At 58.2% G+C, this 18,732-nt stretch carries 16 protein-coding genes and 1 riboswitch; of the genes, 7 read left to right on the top strand and 9 right to left on the bottom strand.

From position 1 onward, the window contains the following. Positions 1-109: 109 nt before the first annotated feature. Positions 110-265: riboswitch (SAM riboswitch) on the top strand. 226 nt (positions 266-491) lie between these two features. Next, on the top strand, positions 492-1,907 hold the full coding sequence (locus PPP56_RS00255; protein ID WP_353561575.1) for a Na+/H+ antiporter NhaC family protein: 1,416 nt from the start codon (positions 492-494) through the stop codon (positions 1,905-1,907). A 52-nt stretch (positions 1,908-1,959) separates the two neighbouring features. Here PPP56_RS00255 and PPP56_RS00250 read toward each other — a convergent pair whose 3' ends face one another. From PPP56_RS00250 to PPP56_RS00235, 4 genes are all read right to left on the bottom strand, one after another. After that, the gene (locus tag PPP56_RS00250; RefSeq protein WP_353561573.1) at positions 1,960-2,304 is read right to left on the bottom strand and encodes a hypothetical protein; all 345 of its coding nucleotides are present in this window, start codon (positions 2,302-2,304) and stop codon (positions 1,960-1,962) included. Positions 2,305-2,480: 176 nt separating this feature from the next. Continuing rightward, entirely contained in the window at positions 2,481-3,566 is a 1,086-nt protein-coding gene (locus tag PPP56_RS00245; protein WP_353561571.1) for a septal ring lytic transglycosylase RlpA family protein, read from the bottom strand. 136 nt (positions 3,567-3,702) lie between these two features. Next, on the bottom strand, positions 3,703-4,023 hold the full coding sequence (locus PPP56_RS00240; protein ID WP_353561569.1) for a heme biosynthesis protein HemY: 321 nt from the start codon (positions 4,021-4,023) through the stop codon (positions 3,703-3,705). A gap of 111 nt (positions 4,024-4,134) precedes the next feature. Then, on the bottom strand, positions 4,135-4,650 hold the full coding sequence (locus PPP56_RS00235; protein WP_353561567.1) for a protein-tyrosine phosphatase family protein: 516 nt from the start codon (positions 4,648-4,650) through the stop codon (positions 4,135-4,137). Between the two features lie 193 nt (positions 4,651-4,843). On the opposite strand from PPP56_RS00235, the gene alr reads away from it, so the two are divergent. The 4 genes from alr to PPP56_RS00215 all read left to right on the top strand — a co-directional run bounded on the left by alr (position 4,844) and on the right by PPP56_RS00215 (position 9,276). After that, on the top strand, positions 4,844-6,019 hold the full coding sequence (gene alr, locus PPP56_RS00230) for an alanine racemase (RefSeq protein ID WP_353561565.1): 1,176 nt from the start codon (positions 4,844-4,846) through the stop codon (positions 6,017-6,019). A 217-nt stretch (positions 6,020-6,236) separates the two neighbouring features. After that, positions 6,237-6,950 (top strand): response regulator transcription factor, encoded by a 714-nt coding sequence (locus PPP56_RS00225; protein WP_353561563.1) that lies wholly within the window; start codon positions 6,237-6,239, stop codon positions 6,948-6,950. Positions 6,951-7,255: 305 nt separating this feature from the next. Next, on the top strand, positions 7,256-8,710 hold the full coding sequence (locus PPP56_RS00220; RefSeq protein ID WP_353561561.1) for a sensor histidine kinase: 1,455 nt from the start codon (positions 7,256-7,258) through the stop codon (positions 8,708-8,710). A 113-nt stretch (positions 8,711-8,823) separates the two neighbouring features. Then, the gene (locus PPP56_RS00215; RefSeq protein WP_353561559.1) at positions 8,824-9,276 is read left to right on the top strand and encodes a hypothetical protein; all 453 of its coding nucleotides are present in this window, start codon (positions 8,824-8,826) and stop codon (positions 9,274-9,276) included. Positions 9,277-9,806: 530 nt separating this feature from the next. On the opposite strand, the gene PPP56_RS00210 is transcribed toward PPP56_RS00215, so the two are convergent. The 5 genes from PPP56_RS00210 to PPP56_RS00190 all read right to left on the bottom strand — a co-directional run bounded on the left by PPP56_RS00210 (position 9,807) and on the right by PPP56_RS00190 (position 16,292). Beyond that, complete coding sequence (locus tag PPP56_RS00210; RefSeq protein ID WP_353561577.1) at positions 9,807-10,853, bottom strand: LLM class flavin-dependent oxidoreductase; 1,047 nt, start codon at positions 10,851-10,853, stop codon at positions 9,807-9,809. A 100-nt stretch (positions 10,854-10,953) separates the two neighbouring features. Then, on the bottom strand, positions 10,954-12,840 hold the full coding sequence (gene cysN, locus PPP56_RS00205; protein WP_353561556.1) for a sulfate adenylyltransferase subunit CysN: 1,887 nt from the start codon (positions 12,838-12,840) through the stop codon (positions 10,954-10,956). Between the two features lie 44 nt (positions 12,841-12,884). Further along, entirely contained in the window at positions 12,885-13,796 is a 912-nt protein-coding gene (cysD, locus tag PPP56_RS00200) for a sulfate adenylyltransferase subunit CysD (protein WP_353561554.1), read from the bottom strand. 60 nt (positions 13,797-13,856) lie between these two features. Beyond that, positions 13,857-14,819, bottom strand: coding sequence for a UDP-glucuronic acid decarboxylase family protein (locus tag PPP56_RS00195; protein ID WP_353561552.1), 963 nt, complete (start codon positions 14,817-14,819; stop codon positions 13,857-13,859). Between the two features lie 81 nt (positions 14,820-14,900). Beyond that, positions 14,901-16,292, bottom strand: coding sequence for a UDP-glucose dehydrogenase family protein (locus tag PPP56_RS00190; RefSeq protein ID WP_353561550.1), 1,392 nt, complete (start codon positions 16,290-16,292; stop codon positions 14,901-14,903). A gap of 532 nt (positions 16,293-16,824) precedes the next feature. On the opposite strand from PPP56_RS00190, the gene PPP56_RS00185 reads away from it, so the two are divergent. Together PPP56_RS00185 and PPP56_RS00180 are read left to right on the top strand one after the other, a co-directional pair. Next, complete coding sequence (locus tag PPP56_RS00185) at positions 16,825-17,964, top strand: DegT/DnrJ/EryC1/StrS family aminotransferase (RefSeq protein WP_353561548.1); 1,140 nt, start codon at positions 16,825-16,827, stop codon at positions 17,962-17,964. Further along, positions 17,961-18,572, top strand: a complete 612-nt coding sequence (locus PPP56_RS00180) for a sugar transferase (RefSeq protein WP_353561546.1) — start codon at positions 17,961-17,963, stop codon at positions 18,570-18,572. Before PPP56_RS00185 ends, PPP56_RS00180 begins: the two co-directional genes overlap by 4 nt. Positions 18,573-18,732: the final 160 nt, after the last annotated feature.

The following is an 18,732-nucleotide window of genomic DNA, read 5'->3' as shown; positions in this document are numbered from 1 at the left end:
GAGGCATCTCACAGACCGCTCTTCACTTTCACAGAAAGTAGAACATGGCACGCAACACAGACGGGCTTGCTCGCATTGTACATGCGTTATGACTCGATGTTAATACTCGCATTCATCCAGAAGGGCGTAGGGATCAGGCCCTATGACGCCCTGGCAACCGCCACCGGCCTTTGAGCAGGCTCTCTGCTGAAGCCCTGTGGAGCGGTGCCCCGTCCTGCCTTGCAGTCGATCGTACCTTGTGCGTGACTGTGAGGACTGATGAGTGACGCGTGCTGTCTGTTATGCACACTGTCTGCATAGGCCGCGCTTCGCTTTTCTGCACGGCCTGCACGTGCGCTTCTGGATCTCAGCGCATTCTGTCTCCAGTGCACTCTCTCTTATGTTCACCCTGTTGCTTCAACGCCAGCTGCACGTGTACAGCGGTCGATGTTCAGGAATACGCGCCATCTACGTTTCCACTCCCTGAGCCGACCTTTAGCTGATCCTCCTGTATGTCTGACACAAATACATCCCCTACTTCCCCTGCGTCGCAGCCCAAATCGGCCACGACGCCGTCGTTCCTTGCCCTTACCCCGCTGTTTCTGTTTCTTGCGCTGTTTTTTGGCGTAGGACTCTATTACAGCGCGATCGGCGTGGAGCGCCCGTTCTACCAGATTCACCCCTCTGTGGCCACACTTCCAGCACTCGTGCTGGCCGTCGTGCTGGGCGCAGAAACCATCAAGAAGAACCTGCGCACACTGCTACGCGGCATCGGCGACGAAACGATCATGACGATGTGTGTGGTGTTTCTACTTGCCGGTGCGTTTGCTGGCGTCATGGAGGCAATCGGTGGCGTGGAAGCAACCGTCGACCTGGGTCTGGCGCTGCTGCCCGATCAGTTTATTTTGCCGGGCCTCTTTCTCATCTCCGCGTTTATCTCGCTATCGATGGGTACCTCTATGGGTACCCTCGCGGCGGTTGCTCCGATTGCTGTAGGCGTAAGCGGCTCGACCGACCTGGCTGTAACCACTACACTGGGAGCTGTTGTTGGAGGTGCTATGTTTGGCGACAACCTGTCGATTATTTCGGATACGACCATTGCTGCAACGCGCACACAGGGCTGCAGCATGACCGATAAGTTTCGGGCCAATCTATGGATTGCCGTGCCGGCTGCACTCGTCACGACTGTAGCGCTCTTTTTCATGAGCGCAGGCGCGCCAGATGCCGCCGAGGGCACCGTTAACATCTGGCTGGTGCTCCCTTACCTGATTGTACTCGGACTGGCAGTGGCTGGGCTCGACGTGTTTGTGGTGCTTGGCGCTGGAATTGTACTGGCAGGTGCTACGGGCATTGCGGCCAGCGACTATGGCATGGCGCCCTTCGCTGGCGACATTTATGAAGGCTTTGAGAGCATGTTCGGTATCATGCTGCTGGCCATGTTCATCGGCGGACTCGGTGAGCTGATCCGTCGGCAGGGCGGGCTGGCATGGCTGGCCATGGCGATTCGGCGCACAACGGCCTTCTTGCGTCTGAAAGGGCGCCGGGCCGGGGAGTCGGGTATCGCGGCAATGGCTGCGCTTAGCGACGTACTCATTGCGAATAACACGGTCGCGATCTTGCTCTCGGGTACCGTAGCGCGCGATCTCGCCACGCAGTACGACATCGATGCCCCTCGTAGCGCCAGCCTGCTCGATATCTTTGCCTGCATCGTGCAGGGGGTGCTGCCGTATGGCGGACAGATTCTGCTGGCTGCATCGCTTGCCGGGCTTTCGCCGACCGCGCTCGTTGGGGCGATCCACTACTGCTGGGCGCTGCTCGTCATGGCCATCATCAGCATTACGTTCCAGATTGGACGCGGGCCAGGCGTTACGACCAAGACGGCCTCTGTAAATCCGTACCAGGCAGCCGAATCGCCTTCAACAGCGTAGCGTACGTGCAGCGCATGGGGAGACGTAGACAGAAGCAGTTGATGCTGCCGAACTACGCGCGGTCCCCGGTGCTCTCTTCTGTGCGAACTCCTGCGCTCCCTGTTTCACCGGCACCTGTGTTATCGGAGCCGTTATCGGTCTCTGCTTCGTTGCGCGCCTCGCTGTCAGACGCCTCGCTCTCGGGCGTTTCAAAGAAGCCCGCCTGGCGCTTGCACTCGTAGCTGTATACGATACCGGCGCCCGTGAGGGCAGCTATGGCCGCGGTTACCGCGGCGGGGAGGGTGAGCGTGCCCTGCAGCAAGAGCGCTGCTCCCTGGATTACGACGAAGCCCAGTGCAAAGAAAAGGGCGGCCTGAGCAAGGGGGTGGGCATCCGAATCGTGATCGGTGTTGGGCATGGCGTGAGCGGTGCGCAGATGAATACGGACGGTTGCTATGGACGCGCTCGTGCTATGCCGCAGCCTGGCGTCTGTTCAACGTGCTGCCGTTCGCATCCCTCTGCCCTCTTCCTGAATGGGATGCCACCTGCTGGCATGATACTGCAGGCCGTGGAGCGAAGGTTGTGCGCCACAGGTTACGGGGCGGGGCGCCATACCGTACGGAAGCCCAGCGCGGCTTCGCGTTCGATGCCAAGGAGCGCGCCGGCTGCCGCCGATATTTCGGGACCGTCTACGCTGCGATCTACGATGCGCACAAAGACGTGGTTGACGTCGGCGTTCGTGTCGGCATTGCCTTCAAGGGGATGCGAGAGCAGCACGACCGACCCAAACGGCAGTTCGGGATGACTGGCTACCAGCTCATCGGGGTCGTATGTCGCTCCGCTGGCGGTAAGACGCCCCGCAAAAGCCGCTGGAAACGTCGTTGCGCGGATGGTGTCGGGCGCCGCCCAGGTATCGGCGATTTCAGGCTGACGGCCCGGAATGCGCAGACGCTGGTCGATGCGCAGCTCGGTGCCCTCAAGGTCGTTTGTCGCCTGCAGGGCACGTACGCTCACCCCATAAGTCCCGGCGATGCTGTAGAGGGTCTCGCCCTCGTCTACGACGTGGGTTTGCTGAGACGCCGCCACGCTGGGAACGCGCACACGGTCGGGCAGCGCCTCGGGGCGGTCGTTGAGGCGCCACAGCGAATCGGCTGGTACGCCGGTGCGCAGGGCCAGCTCCATCCAGGTAGCCTGTTCGGGGCGATCAACAAGCTGGGCACCCGGTGTATCTTGCGTGGCGGGCTCTGGGCCGGGCTCCGGAGCAGGCTCTGAATCGGTTGGAATGGCGTCGGACGATATAGTGTCGGGTGCCTCTTCATCGGGAGCAGGGTCGACCGGGGGCAGCTCGTCGGCCAGGGTGCGCCCGAGCGCCTCGTCTTCGGCACGAGCGTCCCCTTCAGGAGCGTCTTCCGGAGACGGCTCTTGGGCTGCCGGGCGCCGGGGCGGACGGATGCGCAGCGTGTCGCCAACAGCGATGGTAGCATCTTCGAGGTCGTTCCACGCCTGAAGCGCTCGAACGGACACCCCGGCTTCCTGGGCGATCCGGAAGAGGGTGTCGCCTTCCTGTACCGCGTAGGTGGTATCAGAAACGGCCTGTGCATGCGCGGGGGAGAGGCCTGGAAGCAGCAGCGCTGTGGCAATCGCAGCCGCTGCTCCAAGATGTTTTATGGCCTGCATCATGGCTGATACTGAGGCGTAAAGTGACTGGTAGAATGCATTCGAACTGTGCTGGCTGTATCTGAAAGATGGGCACGTGCCTGGTAGGAGCCGCTTACAGGAGCCGCTTACAGCCCGGCGGCAAAAACCCAACTGCACGCTAAAATCCGATTCCTTTCGCTTTCATGAGAGCATCCTGCAGCTCCGACAGGTTTTTCTGATCGTGCTGTGTGCGAGCTATCTCAATCCCCTGCTCGTACGTGTCGATAGCCGTATCGGTCTGGCCCAGGCGCTCATACAGCTTCCCGAGGTGATAATAAGTGCCTACGTAGTCGGGATGCTCTTCGACAAGCCCCTCAAAGTACTGCTGTGCGACATCGATGTCATCTTGTTTTAGATGCTCCTGCGCAAGCGCAAATTGTGTAAAGGGGTCATCGGGGTCTTCTTCAAGAAAGGACTCAAGCTGGGCAATCCGGTCCATAAGATACGCGGGGCAAGCGATATTAAGAGAGCGTGGTTTGTCTTTCCGTAAGGCCTGTACGGCAACCGATACCGGATGTGCCTTGCTCAGGTGCCTTGATCAGACACCGTGTTACGCCGACTCCGAAGCTCCTTCGTGCGAAACGACAAGATGAACGTCCGTTTTTCGGATTGAGCTTATGTACGACGGGTTGTCGATGCCAAGAATGGCAGGATACGGATAGGACTCAACACGCTGCAAGAAGTACTCGACTGTCGATGGGATGGCGTCGTCAGGTAGGTCATCCATATCGTTCGCGTGTTTCCACGTGAAGAGCGGGTCGAGCGGGTCAATGAAGAGCAGCGCATGTTCTTCGGTTGCGCTATCGAATGCCTTGCGGAGACTGTTTTGCGTATGCTCGCGCCGTTCTCCAAGCAGCGATTGAGCCCGGAACTGAAGCGCATTCTGGCTTGAAGCGTCTAAAATACGGGCGAAGGTAGCCTGCCGGGCCCCTCGCGTTCCTCCTGCAAGCACAATACAGGGACGGGGTTTGTTCAGTGCGGTACGCAGATGCGTATCAACCTGAGCCCCGGTGTGCCCTACCTGAGGGATAGGCGCGATGTCAGATTCTGAACTGGAGGTCGCCATGGAACCACATGCACCTTTTGTATGCAAGAATTGTGAACATGCTACTAATACAAAAACGGTAGGGGGTTCCTTGCGTTCCGTATGTAGCACGGTGCATCGTAGCGTATCAATTGCGCTGCTTCTATCGGCTACCGGCTTGCTGCCTTGCCGGGTTGCATCTCGCTCCTTCCTCTGCTACATCCCGCTGCTTCTTATGCACGACGCCCCGGTGTATGCCACAGTACGCACCGACCACATCCGTCACAACGTATCGGTGCTGCGCGCAAAGGCCCAGCCTGCCAAACTCATGGCGGTGCTCAAAGCGGATGCGTATGGGCATGGCCTGCACAACGTTGCTTCGCTGCTTCAGGACCTGGATGTACAGGCTTTCGCTGTAGCGCGTGTGCACGAAGCCGTGGCTCTGCGTGAAGCGGGCGTTCACGGGTTGATCCTCGTGCTTGCACCTCCCACGGCAGCCCAGCTTCACACGTATGTTCGCTACGGCCTGCACGTCTCGGTAACCAGTCCAGCTGTTGCGCAGCTCATCTGTACTGCCTCGGAGGCCCCGGTGCGTGCACACATGAAGGTAGACACGGGTATGCACCGACTCGGCATATCGTGGACGGAGGCTCCTTCATGGTGGAGCCGCCTGCACGACGCGTCCCACGTAGATGCAGAAGGAATCTATACCCACCTCGCCACAGCGAACGACCCGGACCATCCGCTCAACAGCACCCAACTGGACCGCTTTGCGTCGGTTGTTGGGAAGCTCGATCCCGCTCCTTCCGTAGTGCACGTAGCCAACACCGACGCCTTGTTTCAGCTTACAGATACGCTGCCCCATGCAGCCCGGTATGCCCGTACAGGACTGGGCCTGTATGGGCTCACGTCAACACCTACGCCTGACACACGTAACATATCTCACAAATATTCAAAATCACCTGACGCTCTGGCGCCTGCCCTGTCGCTTGAAACACGGGTTGTGCACATGCACACCGTTCCGAAAGGAGAGACCGTGTCATACGGGGCATGCTGGACTGCCCCTGCTGATACATGCGTTGCCACAATCGGGGTTGGATACGGTGATGGCTATCCGCGCGCAGCTTCTGGACAGGCCCATGTGCGCATTGGTGGCCAGAAACGGCCTGTTGTGGGCACTGTGTGCATGGATCTATCTATGGTTGACCTCGGTTCACCCGGTGGTACTCTTGCGAAGAGCACCCAGGTGGGAGACCCTGTCGTCTTGTTTGATGCGCACGGTCCCACCCTTCACGATGTGGCTCGTTGGAGTGGTACGATCCCATACGAAGTAGCGTGCCAACTCGCTACACGCGTTCCGCGCCACTATCGCGCTGCGCCGTCTCTCACGGCCAATAATGGAACAATATAGAGAGACTATCATCCGTAATTCTACTGCATTGATACTGAAAAATCTATGCCGTGCGCTCTGTTGTACTGCACGGCTTCTTTCTGACTGAGATAGCGTACATCTGTAGATTTTTCTCTGTAGCAGTTTGCTTAAATATCTTTTGACCTGTAGTACCCCACCTGCCTTGCAGGCTGCTATCACATATACGCTTTTGCCCTTTTAACTTTTAGTGAGACCTATGCCAACTACTGTAAATCCCAGCGACGTTAATATTCTTGTCGTTGACGACGAGCGTAGCATTGTCGAGATCGTGAGTGACTTTCTCAGCAACGAAGGTTACAACGTCAACCAGGCCTACAATGGTGAGGAGGCCCTTGAAAAGGTAAACCCCGATACCGACCTCATCATTCTGGACGTAATGATGCCAGAGATGGATGGCTTTGAGACCTGTAAGAAGCTGCGCTCCCGCGTTGAAACGGAGATGATCCCGATCATCTTCCTGAGCGCCAAGTCTGAAGTGGAAGACCAGATCGAAGGCCTTACGATCGGTGCTGATGACTACCTTACCAAGGAATCAGGCTGGAAAGATCTGCTCGTGGCCCGTGTAAAAGCGGTGCTGCGTCGTGCCGGACTGGAAGAGAGCAGCGTTATCGAAGAGGGTGATCTTACTATCTACGAAGACGAGTACAAAGCCCATCTTCGTGGCGAAGATCTGGAGCTAACGCTCACCGAGTTTGAGCTGCTCCGCTACCTGGTGCGTCACCCTAAGAAGGCGTTCACGCGCCAGCAGCTGCTTGAAACCATCTGGCGTGACCACATGATGGTGACCGAGCGCACCGTAGACGCTCACATCAAGAACCTGCGCGAGAAGCTGGGAGACTTTGCTGAGCACATTCAAACGGTACGTGGCGTAGGCTATCGCTTCGTAAAGGAAGCGTCGGCTGAAGCGTAATAGCTACGCCGCATGCCAGATATGCTACAAGGAGGGTGATGCGTTTGCATCCCTCCGTTTTAAGGCCTGGAGGTACAATACACTGTACATCCAGGCCTTTTTTTGCGTACCTTGTATCTTCGTTGCACTGCACAGGCGTTGCACCTATCCATCGCCTATGCACCTATCGTGCGTAGCATCCGCAGCGTACCTTCGTTCACGATAGGGGCGCGGGATCCTCCCCTGAACAGCCAGACCAGGCAGACCCGTGCTCCGCGCGTGTCTGTGTATTCGTTTTTTGTACAACCATAGTTTACCACATCGCCTTGTTTGAATCGCTCTGGAGTCGTTTAATCCCGGAACGCAAGGAGACCCAGTTCTGGATGGTCTCTACTTTCACTCTATTTGTAGGTACAGCGGTTGTACTCGTTGCCCTCTACGTTTTCCTGGTTTTCAAGAGCGACGTAGACAACGCGCTGGAGCGCACCCTGCAGAACCAAGCCGAGCGCGTGGCTATGCAGATGGAAGCCACGAGCACCCTGGTTGAACGCGAAGCCGCCCTTACCCATCTACAGGGCATGACGGAGTGGTCGGTCACTGTCGCCACGCCTGATACCACCATCGGCAGCGCCCCTTTCGACCCGGCCCCCATACGAGATGCTGAACGTTTTTTTGATCCCGATGCGCTCACCGAGCTAAGTACACCTACCATCCGCTACCAGAACCGGATGAACACGAGTGAGCCACGGGTCTTTTACGCGACGCTCTACCGGCCTGATGCGAACCTCGTGGTCCAGGTCGGGCAACCTTCTTCGCCGCTCTACAGCCTTCTGGAGCGAAGCCAGATCATCATCCTGTCGGGAATGATCTTGGCCTTGATTCTCACCGTGATCGGCAGCTGGATCGCTGCCTCGAAGATTACAACACCGCTTAAGCGCATCCGCAATACCGCGCAGCGGGTCAGCCGGGGGGAGACCACCAGTCGCATCCGCATCGACAGCCGGGCGGCGGAGTTTCAGGATCTGGCGGAAAGCCTCAACCGCGCCTCCGACAGCTTCCGCGAGAAGATCAACGAACTGGAGCGGATGGCCCAGCTGCAGAGCGAGTTTATCGGGAATGTGTCACACGAGGTGCGCAACCCTATCTTTGCCATCAGCGGCTATCTGGAGGCCCTGGGCACTTCACGCCTCTCTGAAGAGCAGCGCACCCGCTACTCCGAAAAGGCCCTGAACAACTTGCAGCGTCTCCAGAACCTCTTCAATGACCTTATTGAGATCGCACGACTCGAATACCGCGAAGATCTTATTGACCGGCGCGTCTTCAACCTGAAAGATCTGGTCGATGAGGTCGTGGAGATGCTTCGCCCAAAAGCAGCGAAGAAAGGACTGGAGTTGGAGGTCGATATTCCCAGTTTCGAGGTCAATGCCGACCGCTCACGCATCCGACAGGTTCTGCTCAATCTGATTGAAAATGCCATCGCATATACCGACGAAGGAACCGTGCGATGCCGTATATCACGGCGCCTGAACAAGGTGCGCGTTGAGGTGGTCGATACTGGAAAAGGAATCCCCGAAGACCACTTAGAGCGCATCTTTGAGCGGTTCTACCGGGTCGACCCCGATCGCTCGCGCGAGAGCGGCGGCACGGGCCTCGGCCTCAGCATTGTAAAGCAGATCCTGCAGGCCCACGGCGAGCCTATTCAGGTCGAGAGCACCGAGGGACGCGGAACGCGTTTCCAGTTCGAGCTTCCACACGCGGAGTCCGGAAACGGGGCAGCGTAAGCTGAACGTGCAGGCCACAGGTTCAAGGAGGAGAAACATCTGCACGGTACCAGCCCCTATACTCATACAGGCTTGCATGCTCTCTGTCCTACTACACAAGCCCTACCTCCACGATGCGTTCTCTCACTTACAACGCTGCAGCTCTGCTGCTCTTGGTGCTCTTCTGGAGCGGCACGGCCTGCGACTTTCTTGGCGAGAGCAACGACACCGAAGAGGTCATCGGATTTGTCACGGAAGATATCACGGCAACACCTCCTCTTGTAGCTCCCGATACCGTACAGGCCGGCGAACCGTTTGAAATCACCGTTACCACATTTGGACCTAACTTGTGCTGGCAGGCGGCCCGCGAAGAGGTCGTGCGCGAACCGATGCGCGTCACCATTACCCCCTACGACCGGGCACCCGCTGGAAACACGGCCTGTGCCGACGCAATCGCAGAGATGGAACGCACGATCTCGGTGCAGTTTGACACCCCCGGCGAGGCGGCCATCGTCGTAAACGGACGTACTGGATGGGTGAACGATCCGGAGCCTGTAACGCTCACGCATACCGTAACTGTAGAGTGACACCAACTCTACATGTGTCGTGGGTGTATGAAGGTGTATGAAGGGTTGGATGTGTAGACGGTTGGCGGATCACGCCATCCATCCGTCCCCACCCAAATGCGTCCCCAAATGCAGGGTAAGTGCCGTCATACGTCTGTTTTGGCATGCACTGCTTCGTTCATGCATTGTCGCATCATGCATTGTCATCTTGAGCGGAGCGAAGCGGAGTCGAACACGGACGCAGCGAGATCCCGGATCAGGTCCGGGACAGGCGAACGCAGTGAGTAACAATCTCCCCCGAAATGGGCAGGGCCGTTGAATCACCCGTAGCCGCTGAACCTCGCGGAGATGGTTCCACCGAATGTCATTCGGCGGCTACATGGGGCCTCCTCCGTCGGCCTTCGCTCACCATGACAGGTTTTTTGAAGAGGGTTGGGGCACAGAGTTTGTCACGGTCCCCGTACCCAAATAATCACGTGCAACAGCGAAGTAGGGACACGGAGCGCCGTATCCCTACAGAACGGTGGCCAACCCGATTGGTAGACCCGTGATCACGCCGCTGCTACGTTCTTTAGGCGCGGGATGACCTCGTGCCCGATGCGCTCCACCTCTTCGAGCATCGGACTGCATTGCACCAGTACCAGATCAAGACCGACATCGGCGTAGGCGTTCAGACGCTCTACAATCTGGTCTGGGGTCCCCACCAGGTTGGGACGCAGTCCTCGATTTGAGACGGAGTAATCTTTCAGGTCGACCTTGGAATCCAGCTCTGAGTTTTCCACAAAGTCGTCGTAGCTATCGAAGCCCTCCGCTTCGTAGTTGATCGTGGTGATGCGCTCCAGTTCTTCCTGCGCTTCTGCTTCTGTCTCGCGGCAGATCATATAGGCGGCCATACCGAACTGCATATCGTCGGGATCGTGCCCTGCCTGAGCGCGGCGCTCGCGCAGGTCTTCGATGTTGCCTGCAATCTTATCGACCGAGCCGCCGTGCATCAGGTAGTGGTCGCACTGCTCGGCGATGAACGTACGCCCTGCCTCCGAGCCCCCGCCTGCATACAGGGGGATGCCACCGTCTTGCACGGGTTTGGGTGCAAGTACGGTATTCTGGATCGTGTAAAAGTCGCCGTCGTACGAGAAGCGATCTTCCGTCCAGACGCCGCGCATGATGTCTACAAACTCACGGGAGCGTTCGTAGCGGGAGTCGTGCTCAATCCACTCGCCCGCGTACATCTTCATCTCCTCCTCCCACCAGCCCGACACCAGGTTGATCTCGAACCGACCGTCTGACATGTGGTCGATGTTGGCTGCCATCTTGGCGGCCACCGCTGGCGTGCGAAAGCCTGGACGCAGCGCCGCCATGAGGCGGATGTTCTCGGTAACGGGGGCCAGCGCGGCTGTCGTCGTCCAACACTCCAGGCTTGGCGCCTCGATGCCCTTTATGTCGTTCAGGTTCAGTTCAGCAATCAGAATAGTCGAGAACCCGGCCCGGTCGGCTGCCTGAGCCACCTGCTTGTTGTATTCGAACGTGGGCGGCATGCCTTCATCTTCGACATTGCGGAGCCATCCGCCAAAAATGGGAAGCCAGATGCCAAGATCGATCATGAGTACAGAGGGATTCAGAGAGTAAGTCAAATAAAAAAGAGCGCACCGAGGCAATGCCGATGCGCTCTATGAGACGGTTGCTCCCGTATCTGGGAAGTTAGTCTACCGTTGGAATGATTCCGCGTGCTTCAAGCGCATCGACAATTTGATCCACGCAGGTTTGCACATCGTGTTCGTCGGTGCGAACGACAATTTCAGGATCTTCCGGTTCTTCGTAGGGTGCGGAGACACCGGTGAAGTTTGATATCTCGCCCTTCTCGGCTTTCTCGTAGAGCCCTTTCGGGTCTCGCTCTTTGCAAACCTCAATCGAGCAGTCTACGTGCACTTCCAGGAAGCGCCCTTCAGGGAGCAACTCGCGCACACGGGTACGGTCTTCACGGTACGGAGAGACAAACGTGCACAGCGTGAGCGTGCCTTGCTCGAAGAAGAGGCGCGACACCTCGCCTACACGACGCACGTTCTCTTCGCGGTCGTGTGCAGAGAAGCCCAGGTCGCCCGAGAGCCCATGGCGCACGTTGTCGCCATCAAGGTGCATCGTCTGCACGTTCCGGTCGAAGAGGCGCTCTTCAACCGCTTTGGCAACGGTCGACTTGCCTGCCCCCGACAGCCCGGTGAACCACATCACTGCGGCCTTGTGGCCGTTGCGCTCTTCGCGCTTCTCGCGTGGAATGGCGAGGCCTTCCCACGTTACGTTCGGGCTTGTTTGCTGCTCTTTGCGCGTAGTGCTTTCTTCACCAACAGGGGCCACGTCTTGCCCCACCCCACGAATCATCCCCGCAGCTACCGTGGCGTTGGTGTCTGGATCGATCAGAATGAAGCGCCCGGTGTGGCGGTTCACACGGTACGAATCGATAAACAGCGGATCTGCCGTTTCGAGTTCAACGCGCCCAATCTCGTTGAGCGTGAGCGTGTCGGCCTCCTCGCGGTGAAGCGTCTTTACGTTAATGCGATAGACCAGGTTGGATACGTACGCCTGGGTCTCTCGGGTCGTATGCTGTACGATGTACGGACGATCAGTTCGCAGCTTCTCTTCGTCCATCCAGCATAGGTCCGCATCCACCTGGCGTGTGACTTCGGGGCGGTTGCGGCTACGAACGATCATCGATCCGCGGCTTACGTCGATCTCGTCAGTGAGCGAGATTACGACCGACTCGCCCGGGCTCGCTTTATCTTGCTCGCCATTGAGCGTTACGATGCTTTCCACCTCGGTGGTCAGGTTTGAGGGAAGCACGACGACCTCCTCGCCCGGACGTACGCTTCCTGAAGCAACCTGCCCGGCAAATCCCCGAAAGTCTTGGTGCGGGCGGATTACATTTTGTACAGGAAAGCGGAAGTCAACCTGGTTGCGGTCGGTCTGCGTTTTGACCGTTTCGAGGCGATGCAGGAGGGTACTGCCCTGGTACCAGGGCATATTGTCGCTCTGCATGACGACGTTGTCGCCTTTCAGGGCTGAAATCGGAATGAAGGTAACGTCGTTGATGTCAAGCTTATCAGCGAAGTCGCGAAACTCGTCTACAATCTCGCGAAAACGGCCCTCATCGTAATCAATGAGGTCCATCTTATTTACCGCAACGATCATATGCGGGATCTGAAGTAGCGAGGAGATGAACCCGTGCCGATGCGACTGTTCGAGCACGCCCTTGCGCGCATCGAGAAGCACAACGGCAAGCTCGGCGGTCGACGCGCCGGTGACCATGTTGCGGGTGTACTGCTCATGGCCGGGCGTATCCGCAATGATGAACTTGCGCTTCGGCGTAGCAAAGTAGCGATAGGCGACGTCGATCGTGATGCCCTGCTCGCGTTCGGCACGCAGGCCATCCGTCAAGAGTGCGAGTTCCAGGTCGTCATCGTCGCGCTTCGTATTGCGCTTGATTTCAGACATCTTCTCCTCGAAGATCGTCTGCGTATCGTAGAAAAGCCGTCCGATGAGTGTGCTCTTGCCGTCGTCAACGCTTCCGGCAGTGGTAAATCGAAGTAGATCCATGGGGGGTAAGGTAAGCCAGAAAAAAGAGAGATGGTGGCTTTCGACTAAAAGTAGCCTTTGCGCTTACGGTCTTCCATCGCAGCCTCTGAGCGCTGATCGTCGGTACGTCCGCCGCGTTCGGAGTGCGTAGCAGTTGCTACCTCTTCGATCACCTCGGGGATAGTCGTAGCCGTTGATTCGAAGGCGCCGGTACAGGTCATATCCCCGATAGTGCGGAAGCGGACCATCTTCTCGGCGTAGTGCTCGCCGTCGCGCAACGTGATGTAATCGGACTTCGCCAGAAGCGAACCGTCGCGCTCAACGACATCGCGCTTATGCGCCAGATAGAGATTCGGGATCTCGAGATCTTCGCGGTCGATGTACTGCCACACGTCGAGCTCCGTCCAGTTACTGAGCGGGAAGACGCGAAAGTGTTCGTTCGGATTCCGTCGCCCGTTGTACTGATTCCAGAGCTCAGGGCGCTGCTTCTTGGGGTCCCACTGCCCAAAGCGGTCGCGGTGCGAGAAAAAGCGTTCTTTAGCGCGCGCTTTCTCTTCATCGCGGCGCGCGCCGCCAAGCGCTGCGTCTACGTCGAGTTCGTCCAGCGCGTCGAGCAGCGTCACAATCTGCAGCTTATTGCGGCTTGCGTTGGGCCCTTGCTCTTCTTTGACGCGTCCCTTATCGATCGATTCCTGCACCGTGCGCACAATCAGGTTGGCGCCGATGCGCTCCATGAGGTCGTCGCGGAAGCGAATTGTTTCCGGGAAGTTATGCCCGGTATCCACATGTAGAAGCGGAAACGGGATGGTTGCCGGGTAGAAGGCTTTACGCGCCAGGTGCGTCATGACCAGCGAGTCTTTGCCCCCTGAAAACATGAGCACGGGGCGCTCGAACTGGGCTGCGGTTTCGCGAATTACGTGTATCGCCTCGGACTCCAGGGTATCAAGGTGTCGGGCGGTATCTGAAGATACGCTCATATAAATGTTTGGCGTTGCAAGAACGCTGTCGAGTTAGGTAATGAGAGGGAAGCAGGATGCTTACGCATCAGCCGGCGCCGATACATCGATGGCCTCGCGGAAGTAATCAAGCGTTTTGCGAAGCCCATCACGTCGATCAACAGTTGGGCTCCACCCCAGTGTTTCACGAGCCTTCGTGATGTCGGGCTCGCGCACCTGCGGGTCGTCTTTCGGAAGCTCCTCGTACGTGATGGTGCTCTTCGAATCCGTCAGATCGATAATCTCTTCGGCGAACTCTTTAATTGTAATCTCCTGCGTGTTACCGATGTTGACCGGCTCATTTTCATCGCTTAGCAGCAGGCGGTAGATGCCTTCGACGAGATCGTCGACGTAGCAAAAAGAGCGGGTCTGGCTGCCGTCGCCGTATACTGTGAGCGGCTCGCCCCGCAGTGCCTGACTCATAAACGTAGGCAGGGCGCGCCCGTCGTCGATGCGCATGCGCGGCCCGTACGTATTGAAGATGCGCACGATGCGCGTTTCCACGCTGTGGTAGCGCTGATACGCCATCGTGATCGCCTCGGCAAACCGTTTGGCCTCATCGTAGACGCCTCGCATTCCAATTGGGTTGACGTTGCCCCAGTAGTCTTCAGGCTGCGGATGCACGAGCGGATCGCCGTAGACCTCGCTGGTTGAGGCAAGCAGCAGGCGAGCGCCCTTTGCTTTGGCAAGGCCGAGTGCCTTGTGCGTGCCCAACGCGCCTACTTTGAGCGTCTGGATTGGCAGACGCAGGTAGTCAGCTGGCGAGGCTGGGCTTGCAAAATGGAGCACGTAGTCAAGGTCGCCACTCACGTGGATGAAGTTCGTCACGTCGTGCTGGATGAACTTGAACCGCTCGTCGTCGCGCTCGAACAGGTGAGCGACATTATCAGTCGATCCGGTGATGAGGTTATCCATGCAGAGGACCTCGTGGCCCTCTGCAATAAGACGGTCGCACAGATGCGAGCCGAGAAATCCGGCACCACCGGTAATGAGTGTACGGGGCATAGGGAGGGCGGGGCGTCGTGAGACAAAGGGGGCGAGTCGCGATGCCCGCCCCCGAAAACGTATAGTTAGGAGCTGGCCTGATTAGGCCGGCTGTCCATTTTCGGCGAGAGCTTCCTCAATGGCATCCTCATCGCTCTCCGGCGGCAGGCTTGGGCGCCCAATGCTGGAGTAGATGAAGCCCATCTCGGCCATGTGCTTCGGATCGAACACATTGCGTCCGTCGAAGATAACCGGTTGGGCAAGACGGTCGCGCACATCGGCCAGGTTGGGACGGCGGAAGGCGTTCCATTCGGTGCATACAACGAGCGTGTCGGCGTCGTTGAGTGCGCCGTACATGTCGTCGGCATAGTCAATCGCATCGCCAAAGACATTGCGAGTGGTTTCGATGGCCTCGGGGTCGTAGCCCACGACCTCGGCACCGGCTTCCAGCAGCGTGCGAATAATGACGTGCGCCGGCGCTTCGCGGATGTCGTCGGTATTTGGCTTGAACGCAAGCCCCCAGATGGCAATTTTCTTGTCGGAGACATCGCCATCAAAGTATTCAATGACCCGCTCGGCAAGCACCTGACGCTGCCGGTCGTTCACCTCCAGCACCGAATCCAGAATCTTAAAGTCGTAGCCGTGCTGGCGTCCGGTGCGATGCAGTGCCTGCACATCTTTCGGGAAGCAACTGCCGCCGAACCCGATGCCGGCATACAGAAAGTGCCGCCCGATGCGGTGGTCTTTGCTGATCCCGAGCCGCACCTTGTCGACGTTCGCCCCTACTTTTTCGCAGAGGTTGGCAATCTCGTTCATAAACGAGATACGCGTGGCGAGAATGGAGTTGGCGGCGTACTTGATCATCTCGGCCGAGCGCTCGTCGACTACGACGATCGGGTTGCCCTGACGCACAAACGGCTCATACAGCCGCGTCATCATATTGGCTGCTTTGTCGCTGGAGGTCCCAATCACAACGCGATCGGGCTTCAGGAAGTCGTCGACAGCCACGCCTTCACGGAGAAACTCGGGGTTCGACACCACATCGAACTGCTCGCCTGCTTGCAGACCGGCATTTTCGAGCACGCCTCGCACCTGGTCGGCGGTGCCAACGGGAACGGTGCTCTTGTTGATGATGAGGCGGTAGCGCTCTTCGTCTTCGCTGTTGATGAGCTCAGCGATGTCGCTGGTAGCTTGGAGCACGTACGAGAGATCCGCTGACCCATCTTCGCCGGGAGGTGTGGGCAGCGCAAGAAAGATCAAGTCAGCGTGAGAGACGCCGTCGGCCAGATCGGTGCTAAAAGTGAGGCGTCCTTCGCTGGTGTTGCGGTTGAAGTAGTGCTCCAGATCCGGCTCGTAGATCGGAAGCTGCCCATTACGCAGCTGGTCGATCTTGTTTTCGTCGATGTCGATGCATACGACACGATTGCCCATCTCGGCAAAGCATGTTCCCGACACCAGACCGACATAGCCGGTGCCTATAATTGCGATGTTCATAAGTCGGAGTGTATAAATAAGGTGGAAGAGGCCAGGTCGTACGGGGCCTCGCCCAAGTGATCTCGGTTATGCCTGCAGTGTAAGAAGGGCATACGCTCAGATCATGCGTTCTCAGGAGACACGCACAGGGGAGCATTGGTGCATGAGCATGCCGATATACGGCGCATCACGCAAAGATGTAAATCACTTGAGGAGGAGGCGCTACCCATGGATCTCTATTAGACCTGCTTCAGAGGGTGTAGTTGGGCAGCAGCATTAAACAGCTTGCTTGTATATCTTTCATGTGCGCAATCTGCACAATACAAAGCACGGATGCAACGAGAAAGCCTGCGGAAGGTGCAGCGTCCGGTCTTCTTTTGGACAAAACGCACACCTCTTCCGCGAATATTCTCAAAACGCGCAACGACGCGGTTAAAAATCTCTCCTTCTCTCAGGGTGCTGTTGGTTCTTTTAAGGCAGCACCTGTATGTTGTGCATGTATGTGCTGCACACATTACGTGCCAAACGTTCTCCCACCTACTGCTTGCCCCTTGTGTCCATTCCACTGGCTCGGCCCAGCATAACAGATCATGAGCGCGCTGCCGTTGCATCGGTCCTGCAGTCGACCCGCCTCTCGATGGGTCCTGCCCTTGCGCGCTTTGAGGCGCAGATGGCGGCGCGCTGCAAGACCGCGCATGCGGTAGCCGTGAGCAGCGGTACGGCCGCGCTTCACTGCATCGTTCGGGCACTCGACTTGCCTGAAGGTGGAGTGGTTGTCACTACGCCGTACAGCTTTGTAGCCTCCTCAAATGTGCTGCTCTTCGAGAACCTTATTCCTCGCCTGGTCGACATCGATCCCCATACGTACAATATCGACCCCGCAGCAGCAGAGGCAGCGATCACCTCGGATACCTGCGCCATTCTTGCCGTAGATGTGTTTGGGTGCCCCGCCGACTGGCCGCGCCTCCGCGCTATCGCGGACGCCCACGACCTGGCTCTTATTGCCGACTCGTGCGAGGCACTCGGCGCTTCGGTCGGTGGGCAGCCGATTGGGGCATGGGGCGATGCCGCCGCGTTCGGGTTCTATCCGAACAAGCAGATTACCACCGGCGAGGGCGGATGCATCACGACGGATGACGACGCGCTCGCATCCACCTGCCGGTCGCTGCGCAACCAGGGGCGCGCATCGCGCGAGCAGATGCGCCATGTACGCCTCGGCTACAATTACCGGTTGAGTGAGCTTAACGCAGCGCTCGGCGCCGCCCAACTGGACCGGCTGGACGACATATTAGCAGCCCGGCGCTCGGTTGCAGCGACGTACCATGCGGCCCTCGCTCCACTGACCGACCACCTGAAACGTCCCCAGCCCGCTGCGCAAGGCACGCGCAGCTGGTTTGTGTACGTAATAGAACTCCGCGAACGCTACCAGCGCGCCGATCGCGACGCGCTGTGCAAGGCGCTGCAGCATGCGGGCATTGGATGCGCGCCGTACTTCCCAGCGATTCACCTGCAGCCCTACTACCGCGACCGGTTTGGCTTCGAGCGAGGCGACTTTCCGCGCTGTGAGTATGCCTCCGATCGCACGCTCGCTCTACCGTTTTTCGACGGACTCACCGAAGCAGAGATAGGCCAGGTCGTGGAGACGTTACGTGCGCATCTATCCAAACCTACCCCGATCTCAGTTGCCTCATGAGCTACTCGCACTGGAAGGTCGTGTTAGACCGGGTCGTAGCAGCGGGCCTGCTTCTGCTGCTCAGTCCGGTCTTGCTTGCCGTTGCCGCAGCAATCTTGCTGGTTGACGGGCGCCCCGTTTTCTTTACGCAGCAGCGCGCTGGAAAGCATGGACAGCCATTTCGCATCTACAAATTTCGGACGCTCGGTCTCGGGCCGAAAGATCCGCTGCGTCCTGGCGCACACTGCACGCGCACCGGTGCTTTCTTGCGACGCTGGGCACTCGACGAACTGCCGCAGCTGTGGAATATTGTGATGGGCGAGATGAGCGTTGTAGGACCACGCCCAACGCTGCTCGATCAGGTCCGCCGCTACAACGCGTTTGAGCGGCAGCGCTTGCACGTGCGACCTGGACTGACCGGCTGGGCGCAGGTCAACGGTCGCAATGCCCTCTCGTGGCCTGAGCGCATTGAGCTTGATGTGTGGTATGTAGAGCACCGGTCGTTTGGGCTCGACCTGGGCATCATGTGGCGTACTCCGTTTGTACTCATGCAGGGCAAGGGGGTGTATGGTCCTATGGGCCGTAACGACACGATACCCCGATCTCCTGCACCCGATTCCCTATCGTAATGACACCGCTCGTTATCATCGGAGCAGGCGACCTGGGACGTGAAACGGTTGCTCTCGTTAAACGCATCAATACCCACCGTGCCCGCTGGCGGTTACGAGGGCTGCTGGATAGCGACTCCAGCCGGCATGGTACCTCAGTGCTGGGACACCCTGTGCTGGG

It is taken from the genome of Longimonas sp., from assembly GCF_040409695.1.
In the GTDB taxonomy this organism is placed as follows: Bacteria; Bacteroidota; Rhodothermia; order Rhodothermales; family Salinibacteraceae; genus Longimonas.
This window is presented reverse-complemented; position numbering and strand designations above follow the sequence as displayed.